Here is a 14,582-nt window from a genome sequence, read left to right as displayed (position 1 = left end):
GCTAAATAATCTTTATTTTACAGCTTATTTTTAGTAAATTCGCTCTCCTTTTTAAAAAGCGGATGAAAAAATATCCTGAATACAAGCAACTCAACTTACCTCAAATCAGCAAAGAGGTTTTAAAATTTTGGGAAGAAAACAAAACTTTCGAAAAATCAGTGTCTACCCGTGAGGGAAAAACACCATGGGTTTTTTATGAAGGCCCGCCAAGCGCAAACGGAATGCCCGGCATTCACCACGTAATGGCGCGCGCTATTAAAGATATTTTTTGTCGCTTCAAAACTTTACAAGGTTATCAGGTAAAACGTAAAGCCGGTTGGGACACCCATGGTTTACCAATAGAATTAGGCGTTGAAAAAAGTTTAGGCATTACTAAAGAAGATATCGGAAATAAAAACAGTCCGAAATATATTTCTGTTGAAGATTACAACAAAGCTTGCCGTAAGGAAGTTATGAAGTATACCGATAAGTGGGAAGAACTCACTGCTCAAATGGGATACTGGGTAAACATGAACGACCCTTACATAACTTACGATAACAAATACATTGAGAGCGTTTGGTGGTTGTTGCAAAATCTTTACAAGAAAAATTTATTGTACAAAGGCTACACCATTCAGCCATACTCGCCGGCAGCAGGTACAGGATTATCTTCACACGAATTAAATCAGCCGGGTTGTTACCGCGATGTGAAAGACAGAACAGCTACTGTACAATTCAAAATCCGGAAAAAGGAATTTGAAAAACACGCTGTATTAAATCAGTTTAAAGCTGACGAAAAAGAATTTTACTTCCTTGCATGGACCACTACTCCCTGGACTTTACCTTCTAACACTGCATTAGCAGTTGGTAAGGATATTGATTACGTTTTTGTAAACAGTTTCAATCCGTTTACAGGAAGTCCGCAGGTTGTTGTGCTCGCAAAAGATTTAGTAAACAAATATTTCTCTGAAAAACACACCGATTTAAAATTCGAAGATTATAAGCCCGGTGATAAGAACATTCCTTTTAAGATTGTTGGTCATTGCAAAGGTTCTGATTTAGCAGGCATCCATTACGATCAGTTATTGCCATTTGCAGAACCCGAAGGAAATGCATTTAAAGTATTAGTTGGTGATTTCGTTACTACTACCGATGGTACAGGTATCGTTCACATTGCGCCAAGCTTTGGTGCGGATGACTTTAGAGTGGCGAAACAAAACAATGTAGGTGCTCTAACTCTGGTTGACAAACGCGGTAAATTTTTACCGGAAGTGCAAGATGGTATTTTCCTTTACGGAGAAGAATATGTAAAAGAAGCGTATTACACCGAAGAAGAAAAGAAAGCTGAATTTGAAAAGCAGAAAAAAATATTAGAAGCCAACGGGAAAATTAAAGATTTAAAAGTTTACCTGAGTGTTGATGAGCGTATTGTTTTAAAATTACAGGAAGAAGGTAAATTATTTAAGAAAGAAACCTACGAACACAGTTATCCGCATTGCTGGAGAACTGATAAACCGGTTTTATATTATCCATTGGATTCATGGTTCATCAAATCAACGGAGGCAAAAGACCGTATGATTGAATTGAACAAAACTATTAACTGGAAACCTGAAGCAACAGGAACCGGTCGCTTTGGTAACTGGTTAGAAAACCTGAATGATTGGAATTTATCACGCTCGCGTTTCTGGGGTATTCCAATTCCCATCTGGACCAGCGAAGATAAAACAGAACAGATTTGCATTGGCTCAGCAGAAGAATTACAAAAAGAAATTGCAAATGCACTTGCAAAAGGTGTAATGAATGATAATCCGCTTGCGAAATACAAAGTGGGCGATATGAGTAAAGAAAACTACGATACGTTTGATTTACACAAACCATATGCCGATACTATTGTATTAGAGAAAAACGGAAAAAAATTATTCCGTGAACCGGATTTGATTGATGTGTGGTTTGACAGTGGCGCTATGCCATACGCGCAATTGCACTATCCTTTTGAGAACAAAGATTTAATTGATAACGGAATTTCTCCCCTCTCCTCGGGGAGAGGGATCGGGGGTGAGGGCAAAAGCGCAGCTTTTCCTGCTGATTTCATTGCGGAAGGTGTTGATCAAACCCGTGGCTGGTTCTTTACCTTACACGCTATCGCAACCATGAATTTTGATTCGGTAGCCTACAAAAATGTAGTGAGTAACGGATTGGTGTTAGACAAAAACGGAAACAAAATGAGTAAGCGTTTAGGAAACGCAGTGGATCCGTTTGAAACATTAGAAAAATTTGGTGCCGATGCTACTCGCTGGTACATGATTGCAAATGCAGCACCTTGGGATAATCTTAAATTCGATATTGAAGGCATCAGCGAAGTACAACGTCAGTTATTCGGAACGTTGTATAACACTTATGGTTTTTACGCCTTATATGCGAACGTTGACGGATTTTTGGTTGATGAAAATAATATTGTTCCGGTTAAAGACCGTCAGGAATTAGACCGTTGGATTTTATCTAAACTCCATAGTTTAATAAAAGACGTTACTGCGCATTATGAAAATTTTGAACCACATCGTGCCGCACGTTCCATTGAAGAATTTGTTGATGAGCATTTAAGTAACTGGTATGTGCGCTTAAGCCGCCGCCGTTTCTGGAAAGGTGACATGAGTACTGATAAAAAAGCGGCGTATGAAACTCTTCACGAGTGTTTAATGGTGGTTGCTCAGTTAATGAGTCCGATTGCACCTTTCTTTGGAGAATGGTTATATCAAAATTTAAGCACGCCTGTTCGCGAAAACGCTATTAAAAACAACACGCCTTTACGTTTCGAATCTGTACACTTAACTGAGTTTGTAAAACCGGAAGAAAAAATTGTTGATGTAAATTTAGAGCAGCGCATGGAGCTAGCTCAAAAAATTTCATCCATGATTTTATCGATACGTAAAAAAGAAAACTTACGTGTGCGTCAGCCTTTACAAAAAATACAAATTCCTATTTTAGACAAAGACACACAAAGCAAAATTGAAGCGGTAAAAGATTTAATTTTAGCTGAAGTGAACGTGAAGGAAATTGAATTTGTGGATGAAAGCAAAACGCAAATTGTAAAAAACCTGAAGCTGAATTTTAAAACCTTAGGTAAAAAATGCGGGGCTAACATGAAAGCAGTTCAAGCATTTGCCAATGAAAACGGTGCCAAAATAATCAGCGGAATAGAAAAAAACGGAACATTCACCGTTTCTGTTAACGGAGCGGATATCGTTCTTGAAACCGAAGATGTTGAAATTATTCCGGTTGACATTCCGGGTTGGAAAGTCGCGAATAATGGTCCGTTAACTGTAGCATTAGATGTAACTCTAACCGAACCATTAAAGCAAGAAGGGTTAGCGCGTGAAATTGTGAACCGTATTCAAAACCTGCGTAAAGACAAGGGATTAGACGTTACCGATCGTATTTTGGTTAAAATAAAGCAAAATGAGGCCTTAAATTCGGCCATAAATAATAATTTAAGTTATATTTGTTCTGAGACATTAACCGGCGATTTGCAACTGGTAGCAGATTTAAATACCGCAACTGCTAATGCCGTTGAAGTTGACGAAACAATATCGACCTTAATATCAATTGAAAAGTTAAACTGATTAAGTAAAGTGTAAGATGGCTAAGAAAGACAATAAAAAAGCAAAGGCAAAACCGGCGAAAAAAGCTGTAAAGCCTGCTGCAAAAAAAGCAACTAAGCCTGCTAAAAAGGTAACAAAACCTGCTGCAAAAAAAGCCGCAAAACCGGCTAAACCTGCAAAAAAAGCCGCAAAACCGGTAGCGAAAAAAACCGTTAAACCTGCTCCTAAAAAAGCAGCGAAACCAGTTAAGCCTGCAAAACCTGCTAAATCAGCAAAACCGGCGAAGGCTGTGAAAACAGTTAAAGATTTAATGGTAAAGAAAACGGCAGGTAAGCCAATTGATGCGATTAAAAAATCAGCAAAAGCTGTTTCAAAAGATAAAAAGGGAAAGAAGAAATCACGCGGCGGTGACGACGATGATGATGATGAAGATGTTGATGTAAAAGATGATTACGAAAAAAATGAAGAGGATGATGAAATCGTTGGCGATTTAGAAGAGCCGGCTGTTTTAGATGTAGATGGTGATATTCCACCTCCTGATGATGATGATGATGATGATGAAGTGCCTATTAAAAAAGGTCGTGGTCGTCGTAAAAAGAATGAAGGAAAATCAAGCGGCGGTAGCATGGAAGCTTATATCCGTAACCGTCCTTTACAAATTGATTTATCAAAACCATTAATTAAAAAGAGCGCGGAAGAAGCTCCAAAACCATTCGTTAATACAAAAGACAACCGCTCTCGTTATACAGATAAAGAATTAGCTGAGTTCAAAGAATTAATCCTTGAGAAATTAAAAGAAGCTCAAACAGATTATGAATTATTAAAGCAAACATTATCTAACGAAGACAACCACGGAACGGATGATACTTCTCCAACCTTTAAATTATTGGAAGATGGAAGTGATGTTTTATCGAAAGAAGAAACAGCGCAGTTAGCTGCCCGTCAGGAAAAGTACATTATCAATTTAAAAAACGCGTTGGTTCGCATCGAAAATAAAACGTATGGAATTTGCCGTGTAACCGGTAAGTTAATTCCTAAAGAGCGTTTACGCAGTGTACCTCATGCTACACTTGGCATTGATGCTAAATTGAACCAAAACAAATAAAAACTGTTTACACTCTAAAGTGTCAATTCAAAAATGGATTGACACTTTTTTATTTATATGCTTAAAAAATATAAAATACCACTTCTTACCATTTTCTCGGTATTGTTTATCGATCAGTTTATTAAAATTTACATTAAGCTGAATTATCCTTTAGGAGAAGTTACACGCGTTGCCGGCGATTGGTTCATTCTTCACTTTACAGAAAATCCGGGGATGGCTTTTGGCTTAGAGTTTGGTGGCGATTACGGAAAGTTATTTTTAAGTGTGTTTCGTATTATTGCTTGCGGTGTAGGTGTTTGGTATATCACAACGCTCGTTAAAAAAGGAGAACATTGGGGATTCATTCTGTCGGTATCTTTGATTTTAGCCGGCGCCATGGGAAATATTTTTGATTCGGTGTTTTATGGTGTATTATTTGGCGAGAGTGATGAGTTTAATGTTGCTCAGTTCATGCCGGCCGAAGGCGGATACGCAGGCTTTTTACATGGACGTGTGGTAGACATGTTTTACTTTCCGCTTTATGAAGGACATTTTCCGGATTGGTTTCCAATTTGGGGCGGTGAAGATTTTCAATTCTTCAGACCTATTTTTAATTTCGCCGACTTCGCCATATCTACCGGTGTTGGAATTATTCTTGTGTTTCAGAAAAAATTCATCAATGAACATCAGCATCATCCTCACGAAAACCCAACTGAAACATCCGTAGAAAATGTTCAGGAAAATTCAAATGAAACAAAATGAAGAAGGCGGTACTTTTAATTAATCTTGGCACACCCGATTCTCCTTCAACATCTGATGTGAGAAAATATTTAACTCAGTTTTTGAATGATCCGCGCGTGATTGATATTTCTGCAGCAGGAAGATTTATGTTAGTGAATGGGATCATCGTGCCTTTTCGCTCACCTAAATCAGCAAAATTATATCAGCAGATTTGGAGCAGCGATGGCTCTCCATTAATCATTCATACAAAAAATCTGGCAGAAAAAGTTCAGCGAACGCTTGGTAACGATTACATAGTAGATTGGGCCATGCGTTATCAAAACCCATCTATTAAAAGTGTATTGAATCGTTTACGCGAACAAAAACCATCCGAGATTATTTTTGTTCCATTGTATCCGCAGTACGCGTCATCATCAAGCGGTTCTACTGCCGAATTAGTTTTAAAAGAATTATCGAAGTGGGAAGTTATTCCTACTATTAAAATCATTAATAAATTTTACGACAATCCGCATTATATCAATGCAGTTGTTAAGTCGGCAGAAGGTTTTGATTTAAACGCTTACGATCATATTTTATTTAGCTACCACGGATTACCAGAAAGACAAATTAAAAAAGCATCCGCTCATTACGGAAACAATTCTTGCCACTTTGGAAAATGTTGTGATGCCATTACGGAAAATAATCAATATTGCTACCGTGCGAATTGCATGGAAACAACACGACAGTTGGTGAAAAAATTAAATATTCCGGAAGGTAAATACACTTCTACTTTTCAGTCGCGCTTAGACGATGCCTGGTTAAAACCTTATTCGGATAAAGTGATTGAAGACTTAGCCAAACTAGGTGCAAAAAAATTATTGGTATTCTCCCCTGCTTTTGTTGCAGATTGTTTAGAAACGATACATGAAATCGGTACTGAATACAACGAAATATTTAAAGAGCACGGTGGTGAAAGCGTAACGCTAGTAAAAAGCTTAAACGATAGTGATGTTTGGGTGGACGCTATAAAAGCAATGGTTAATTAACAACCAGCTTACTTTTATATGTCTTATCCTTTGTGTTCAAAAACACAAAATACAATCCGTTTTTTAAAGAAGAAATATCAAGTTTTGTATTGTTGGCGCCTTCCGAACAAACAACTTCTTTTGACAGCACTAAATAACCACGATTATCATATACATTAATAATTTCGTTGGCTGCAGACTTACAAATGAAATTAACTGCTACCTCACCTGAGGCAGGATTTGGCACTAATGTAAAATCATTTTTACCTTTCATCTCAACAACTCGTAAATCTGAATATTCAAATGATCCATCCGTATCAACTTGTTTTAATCGATAATAAGAAATTCCGCTTAAAGGCGCTGTGTCGTAAGCACCGTAAGAAATATTTACATTACTGTTTTTAGCGCCTTCTACTCTTGTTACTTCTTCAAAATACACACCATCCTTACTTCTTTCAATAACAAAGTGGTCGTTATTTTTTTCCATAGCGGTAATCCATTTTAAATGCACTTTATCATTCCCCAAAACGGTTACATCGAAATTCACTAATTCGATTGGCAATACAATGGGACCGCAAGGTGCAGAAGGATTTAAGCTAAAGCCATCTAAACTTGCGTAAGACACACTACCTGTTAAATGATCACAACGTAATGTCATGGTGGCTGCATTAGCCACAAACACTAATTGATAGCGGTACCATGTGCTTGCCGTCATTGGAATGTTAACTGTAATCGATGCCGAACCAACAACAGAAATACGAGGCAAGGATGGTCCCTGATTATATATAGAAGTTCCTGTTCCGAAACAAGCGCCGCAAAAATAAAGCGTGTAAGTTTGTCCCGCAGTTAGTCCTGTAATGGTTGTTTGCGCACATTCACCTAAAGCCGCTAAACCTAACCAGGTTCCTCCATCCGGAGAAACTACAGGTGTTACAGAAGAAGAAGCAACATACGAAGGCATTGCTAAACAACATAAATCAGGTGAAAAGCCACAACCCGACCAACCTACTGCATTACCTACATTGATTCCGCTATTAGCACAAGGCGCTCCTGAAATCGAACCATTTGTTACTAATTGTGCCTTTGCAAAAAAGGAAATAAAAAACAATATTAGTAATGCCTTGAAACGCATGATGTATAAAACAAGTATATTTGATAAAAGTAACGAATCGGATTGCGAATACCAATATGCATAATGATAAATTAAAACAATTTAGGGCTTTTGCCATTCTCAACAACAACCATCACGCTTTTGGCTTTCGGCATTTAACCATTGCAAGCAATTCAGTTAGCGAATCTCCTTTAGACTCAGTAAAAAATCAATTTACCTTTCTTAATTACGATTATAAAAATAAAATTGAGAATTTAACTTCTCAAGGCTCATCTGCACTCCGATTTCCTCAAAGCTTTTACTTTTCTCCTGAACTCATTAGCGAATATATTCCGGAAGACGAACAGAAATCGATGCCTGTAAAATTACAATGTATTACAAGTAAAGAAGAATACATCGAAAAAGTAAAAGCTCTAAAGCATCATATTCAGCTTGGTGATATATATGAAATTAATTACTGTATCACGTTCGAAGCAAAAAATGCGGAGATAAATCCATTTGATGTTTTTAATAAATTGAATGCCTTAAGTCAGGCACCCTACTCTGCTCTTGTTAAGTTGGATGATCGTTACATCATCTGTGCGAGTCCCGAATTATTTTTAAGTAAGCGCGGCAACAAATTAATTACAAAACCCATTAAAGGTACGGCGCGGCGAAGCACTAATTCACATGAAGACGAACAGATTAAAAACGAATTAAAAAACAGTTTGAAGGAGCGTACCGAAAACGTCATGATTGTAGATGTAGCCCGCAATGATTTTTCGCGTATTGCTAAAAAAGGAAGTGTAATAGTTGAAAAACTTTACGACATTGAATCCTATCAACAAGTTCACCAAATGGTAAGTACCGTGAGTTGCGAATTGAAAGATGGAATTTCTTTCAACGAAATCATTCATGCTACTTTCCCAATGGCAAGTATGACCGGTGCTCCAAAAATCAGAGCAATGCAATTGATTGACGATTTTGAAACGTGTAATCGCGGACCATTTTCCGGCACCATTGGTTATATAGATGAAAAAGGTGATTTTGATTTGAATGTTTTAATCCGAAGCATCTTTTATAATGAAAAAGAAAAATACCTTTCCTTTTCTGTTGGAAGCGCGATTACACATTTGTGTGATCCTGAAAAAGAATACGAAGAATGCTTACTAAAAGCTGCGGCTTTAATTAAATCCCTCGAATAATTATTGCAGAATTAATTTTTCTCTCGCGATCACTTTTTTGTTTCTGGAAATACTAACGATGTAATTTCCTTTGGAAAAAGCTGAACAGTCAATTTTTGTCTCCTGAGTACTTAAAGAACTTGAAAAAACCAGTTTTCCCTCTGTACTGATGATTTCAATAAGCTCTGACCCTTGCATTGTGTAATTTTCTAATCGAACAGTTACTTGCTGACCTGCAGGATTTGGGAATAACTTTAAATTTGATTTTCCCTTCACACTTTCCTGAATTCCAATTCCGGGATTGATGCCATTTTTATTGGCAAATACATATTCACCCAAACGTAAGGTATCGATTATGAACTTCCCCATTTTAGTTCCTGTTTTATATTTCGTGTATTTATCCACTAATTTCCAATCATCCGCTCTGTTCTTTCGATACAACACAATAATACTATCATTTTGTACGGATGTCAAACAGGTATCTAACTGCCCAAAGCTTCCACTCGTAGTATTCGTTCCATCGAAATTTAAATGCAACTTCGCGTGAAATCCCGGCGTTAAAACACCATCAATTCGCCAATAATGTTGGTTTGAAATTTTATAATTACCAATGTTATTCTTAAACGGATCCGGCTTTGCGTAATTATGTTCTACACGTATAAATGAAGAATCTGCGCCTTTATTTACCACTTGAATAATACATTTTCCCAATGTGTTATTAAAACTACCAATAGATTTGTAAATTTTGTCTTCAGCCACCAAAGCATCTAACAATTTACCGTTATAATTGATGGCACTCATTACCGGCGCAAAATTTAAGGCAAAAGTGAAACTTTGCGCCGCTCCGCTCATGGTGAACGACTTTGTTGTAGGTTGCCATAAATTATTGAAAAAAGAAATTTCCAAAGGCACATTCGAATAATAAGCCGGCGCGCCCGTGATTTTTTGCTTTACATGTACCGTTGCAATATAACTGCCAACACCCTGCGGCACATAGTTTAATGAATCCACAGAAAAATGCGGCCAACCACCGTTCATCACCCAGTTATTAAAAAAATCACTCAGACTTTTACCGGATGAAGTTTCCAATAAACTTTTAAATTCCATGCTATTCATGTTTTTGTACGCCTTCTGAGCCATCACATATTTGATTCCGTTAAAGAAATCCGTATCGCCCATATAAGCGCGCAAATTATGCGCTACCACAGCTCCCTTTCTATATACATGATCCCCATATGTGTATTGATGAGGCACGCCGGATACCGCCCAATATTTTCCTTCTCTGAAATGTGCGAAATGCACCATATCATCATGCGTTGAAATCAAATTGGTGATGTAAGAATTGTAACCGTATTTCCATTCTCTGAATAAATACTCACTATAGCTGGCCCAGCCTTCATTCAGCCACATATCTTCCTGCGTTTCGCATGTCATTAAATCACCCCACCAATGATGCGATAATTCATGCGCCATCAATGTTGCTTCATAACCAATACTTATTGCTGCTTGAGGATAAGCAATATTAGTAGCGTGTTCCATTGCCCCACTATTAAACGGAACCAAACAATAACCTACACGATTCCATACATAAGGCCCATAATAATTTTCGAAACCGCTCACCGCATTTAATAAATTCACAAAGCCTGCCTTTAACGCGCTTGTATCCGCAGCACGCGCAGCTAAAATTACAGGCACTGTTCCTGAAGCTACCGAAGCCGTCCAGTTAACCTGTGTATAATCCGCCACAGCTACGGAAGCCAAATAGCTGGGAATTTCTTTTTCTAATTTCCAGGAACGAGTTCGTAAACTTCCATTCACCACATCATTTATTAATTCACCGTTGCAATACGCTTTCTTCGATACATCGGTGGTGATATTAAAATCATACAGACTCTTCTCCACAAAATTATCGAAGCAAGGAAACCATACTCTTCCATAATTATGAGGCTTTGCACCAAACCCCACACCTAAATTAAATGCATAGTTACCGCTAAAATAAAACCCACCCCATCCGGATGGATCTCCCTGTGGTTTGCCATGATAAAAAACATTCAGATTCAATGTATCCGTCGTGTTATAGGAAGCAGGTAAATTCACTTTTATAACCGTATCATTGTAAGTGTAGGTGAGCAAACTGCTATTCAGCTTAACCGAATCGATTTTCATCTTTAATAAATCGAGACGGATTTTGTTTTGTCCGTTTAACTTAGGTTTAAATTTTATAAGCGTGTTCCCGCGAATGGTATCCGTTACAAAATCGGTGATGTTTAGGGAAATCGTGTATTTTAGAATATCGAAAGTGTCACTTCGTAAGTTTTCCGGCGAAGGATATAAAGTGGCAGTATTTACCGTGTTCTTTAATTTTTGGCAGGAGATTTCCTGACTTTTAATGTAAAAAGGCCATATTAAAATGGTTAAGATTACAAGAAATGAGCTATTTTTTATCGCTTTCATGACCTAAACTTTGTAGACAAGATTAAAATTAGCAAAAAAAAGTGTTTTTTTACAGCAATATAAGAATACAATAATGCTTTTAACATTTTGAATTCCTAAAACATGATAACAGTTAGTCTGGAAGAAGTTTTTGATTTAATTAAATCACTGAGCAAATCGGAGAAACGATTCTTTAAACTGACCGTAACCACAGATTCCAATTCAGTCAACCTTTCGAAATTATTTGATGAACTGGAAAAATCTTCGTTGGAAGAAATCATTAAGCCCTCTAAAGTCATTAATAAACTTCTCAAGCAAAAGAACATCTTAGAAGATATTTATGATGTCATTTTAAAAAGCCAGCGCACCTTTTACGCCGAAAGCATTACAGCTTACACAATAAAAGACGAAATAACCAATTTGCGGAATTTGTTTGATAAAGCCCAATACAAGCAATGCCGTAAAATGCTAAACAAACTAAAGGAGGAAGCTTACAAGGATGAGAGTTTTAGTTTTATTCTGGAAATAATTTCCATTGAAAAGCAATTGCTGGATATTGAAAATAAATTCGGCATCAACTTTAAATCGTTGGATGACTTAATAAAAGAAGAGCAACAACTTATTGATAAATCAAAAAACATTGCCGAATTAACCCAGGCCTTTTCTAAAGTAAATTACCTGGTGCGCCAAAGTATGGTAGCAAAAACTGCTAAGGAATTTGAAGCCTACGATAAAATGCTGAACTCTCCATTGCTTAAATCCAAAAAACAATGTCTCTCTAAAAAGGCTGAAGTTTTATATCATCATACGCGCGCTTTATGTTATTCAAAGAAAAGAGATAACTCAGCCCGTCAACAGGAATTTAGCGCCATGATTGAAGTAATGGATACGAATCCATTTTTAATTAATGAATATCCGAAAAGATACTTATCGGCCACCAACAATGTTTTATCAGTTGAAATTGAAAAAACACATTATGCCACAGCCGAAAAACTCATTAATAATTTCATACAACTCAAAACGCATCCTGCCTTTAATACAACCGATTTACAGCTAAAAATATTTACAAGCACTACTAACGCGCAGCTGTTAATTTATACTGATGGCGGACGAACAGACAAAGCTATTCCAGTTGTAAAGTATATCAACGAACAAATAGAATTATATAAAGAAAAAATTAATAAGGAGGAACTTCTCATCTTCTATTACAACTTCGCGAACCTGTATATATACTCCGGAAATTATCCGGAAGCCAGTAAGTATTTGACATTACTGATGAGCGAAAACGACACGCATTTACGCCTCGATCTTCAGTGCTTTTCGCGTTTACAAAACATAATTCTTCATTATGAATTAAACAAAATACCGCAACTTAAATACATTATTAAAACAGCGCGCGATTTCTACAAAAATCAAAAACATCAGTTTAAAGTAGAAAAAATGGTAATCGATATGTTTGAGGAATTAGCGGATACCGAAGAACCGATGCATGTGTGGGAAAGATACCGTAAAGAGTTTAAGGAAGTGATGCAAGATCCTTTCGAAAAAATTGCTAATTACTATTTTGATTTCTTAGCTTACACTGAAAGTAAAGTGACAGGCAAAAAAATCGGAGATATCATTTTTGAAAAACAAGCCGATAACTGGAAAAAATAAAGATGAAACCGTCCAATTTATTATTCGACATAATAAAATCACTTAACAGCGAAGAAATAAAATTCTTTCGTAAGGTTTCTTCTTTGCAACAAGGTGAAAAAAATTACATCAAGCTTTTTAACTTCATTTCTACTTTACCCGAATATGATGAGGAGTTGGTTAAAGATCAGTTTAAGAATGAAACTTTCATTAAACATTTACCTTCAGAAAAAAATCAGCTTCTACACCACATCTTAAAAAGCTTACGCCATTTCAGAATAGAAAACAGCAAAACCGCTGAAATCAATGAGCAAATAAAAAACATCCAGATACTCTTTAATAAATCGCTTTACAAACAAGCACGTAAAGTATTGAACGATGTAAAAGAGCAAGCTTATAAACACGAGTTATTCTATTATATCCTTGAAATTATTGATTTGGAAAAAGTAGTTATCGATATGGAAGCACATTTCGGACAAATAACGAATGTCACCATCGAAAAACTAGTAGAGGAAGAGATTACCATTTATCAAAAAATAGAACAACTGACTCACTTCGAAAAATTACTTAGCCGATTAAATCAACTTTCTGCTAAGCTCCTTTTTGTTCGTACAAAAAGCGATGTTGAGGAAATAGAAAAAATACTCGCTGATAAATCGCTCCAGGATAAAACGGTCATAAATTCGAAAAAATCATTTATCACTTTATTACATATAAAAGGATTAGCGGCACGTTTGCTAAATCAACCGGATGAAATGTGTGATTCTTTCCAGGGCTTAATCTTCGCTATGGAAAATGAACCTTCACTCATTTCCGAATTACCCAAAAGTTACATCGTAGCGCATGGCTATACCATTCGTTATTATGCCATCAAACGTTTATATACTGACGGATTTAAAACCATTGATAAATTAAAGGCCTTGTGGCTCGATCCGAAGTTTAAGAGCATCGATTTACAAATTGCCATCTTCTCTAATTCCTACATTAATGAAATGCTTTTATACGCATATATTGGGCAACATGATAAAGCAAAAAATGTCATTCCGGCCGTAATTAAAGGATTGGAAAAGTACGAAACCAAAATCAACGAAGAAGAACTACTCCGCATTTACCAAATCATAACCATGGTGTATTTTGGAGTTGGTGAGTATAGCAAGGCTTTACATTGGGTGAATAAAATTATTAATTCCAATTATGCCGAATTGCGACAAGACATCATTCGTATTTCGAAACTCATCAACCTAATTATACACTTCGAATTGGGCAACGAAGATTTATTGCCTTATATCTATAAATCAACCGCGCGCTTTGTTTCTTCACTCGACAACAAATACAAATTTGAAGTCCTCTTCCTAGAGCATTTTAAAAAGATAGCTTTATCAAAGCGGGAAGGAAAGCAATCTGCTTCTTTCGTGAAATTCAAAGAAGAAATGCAGGAGGTGTTTAAAGACCGTTATGAGAAAAACGCGTTGGAATACTTTAATTTTTATGCGTGGCTCGATTCCAAAATTCACAGCATCAGCTTCTCCGACGCCATCAAGATTCGTAAACAAAATATGACTTGATTTTTTCAGGGCTAAAGCCCATTATTATATCGTATCCAAATCGGCCTAAAGGCCGAATTTTAAGAAAATCATTGATATCAGTCGGGCGCATACATAAACCGACAATCAGAAAACAATTCACAAAACACTCACCATTACCAACATTGGCCTTAGGAGCTACATTAATTCGTGATAACGTCCCGGAGTTCCGATAAGATTCACAAAACACTCACCATTACCAACATCGGGCTTTAGGCCGATGAATTTCTATAAGAACGAATGGGCTTTA

At 36.7% G+C, this 14,582-nt stretch carries 9 protein-coding genes; 7 read left to right on the top strand and 2 right to left on the bottom strand.

The window, feature by feature from the left end; all coding sequences use genetic code 11:
- Positions 1-62 precede the first annotated feature (62 nt).
- From J0L69_03545 to hemH, 4 genes are all read left to right on the top strand, one after another.
- The gene (locus J0L69_03545) at positions 63-3,599 is read left to right on the top strand and encodes an isoleucine--tRNA ligase (GenBank protein ID MBN8692242.1); all 3,537 of its coding nucleotides are present in this window, start codon (positions 63-65) and stop codon (positions 3,597-3,599) included.
- A gap of 658 nt (positions 3,600-4,257) precedes the next feature.
- Positions 4,258-4,683: a TraR/DksA family transcriptional regulator gene (locus J0L69_03540; protein ID MBN8692241.1), complete on the top strand. Its 426-nt coding sequence runs from the start codon at positions 4,258-4,260 to the stop codon at positions 4,681-4,683.
- Positions 4,684-4,740: 57 nt separating this feature from the next.
- Positions 4,741-5,424 (top strand): lipoprotein signal peptidase, encoded by a 684-nt coding sequence (locus J0L69_03535; protein ID MBN8692240.1) that lies wholly within the window; start codon positions 4,741-4,743, stop codon positions 5,422-5,424.
- On the top strand, positions 5,421-6,428 hold the full coding sequence (gene hemH, locus J0L69_03530; protein ID MBN8692239.1) for a ferrochelatase: 1,008 nt from the start codon (positions 5,421-5,423) through the stop codon (positions 6,426-6,428). Before J0L69_03535 ends, hemH begins: the two co-directional genes overlap by 4 nt.
- Here the strand turns inward: hemH and J0L69_03525 are convergent.
- Entirely contained in the window at positions 6,421-7,539 is a 1,119-nt protein-coding gene (locus J0L69_03525; protein MBN8692238.1) for a T9SS type A sorting domain-containing protein, read from the bottom strand. The genes hemH and J0L69_03525 overlap by 8 nt on opposite strands.
- A 20-nt stretch (positions 7,540-7,559) precedes the next feature.
- Here J0L69_03525 and J0L69_03520 point away from each other — a divergent pair, with 20 nt between their 5' ends.
- Positions 7,560-8,702, top strand: coding sequence for an anthranilate synthase component I family protein (locus J0L69_03520; GenBank protein ID MBN8692237.1), 1,143 nt, complete (start codon positions 7,560-7,562; stop codon positions 8,700-8,702).
- Here the strand turns inward: J0L69_03520 and J0L69_03515 are convergent, their stop codons facing one another.
- Positions 8,703-11,135 carry a T9SS type A sorting domain-containing protein gene (locus tag J0L69_03515; GenBank protein ID MBN8692236.1) on the bottom strand — a complete coding sequence of 811 codons (2,433 nt, stop codon included), beginning with the start codon at positions 11,133-11,135 and terminating at the stop codon, positions 8,703-8,705. It abuts the gene before it with no gap.
- Positions 11,136-11,237: 102 nt separating this feature from the next.
- Here J0L69_03515 and J0L69_03510 point away from each other — a divergent pair, with 102 nt between their 5' ends.
- Positions 11,238-12,770 (top strand): hypothetical protein, encoded by a 1,533-nt coding sequence (locus J0L69_03510; protein ID MBN8692235.1) that lies wholly within the window; start codon positions 11,238-11,240, stop codon positions 12,768-12,770.
- A gap of 2 nt (positions 12,771-12,772) precedes the next feature.
- The gene (locus J0L69_03505) at positions 12,773-14,314 is read left to right on the top strand and encodes a hypothetical protein (protein MBN8692234.1); all 1,542 of its coding nucleotides are present in this window, start codon (positions 12,773-12,775) and stop codon (positions 14,312-14,314) included.
- Positions 14,315-14,582: the final 268 nt, after the last annotated feature.

The organism is Bacteroidota bacterium, from assembly GCA_017303905.1.
Classification (GTDB): Bacteria; Bacteroidota; Bacteroidia; order B-17B0; family Aurantibacillaceae; genus JAHEYG01.
The sequence above is the reverse complement of the archived record's forward strand: the minus strand, read 5'-3'. Positions and strand labels throughout refer to the sequence as shown.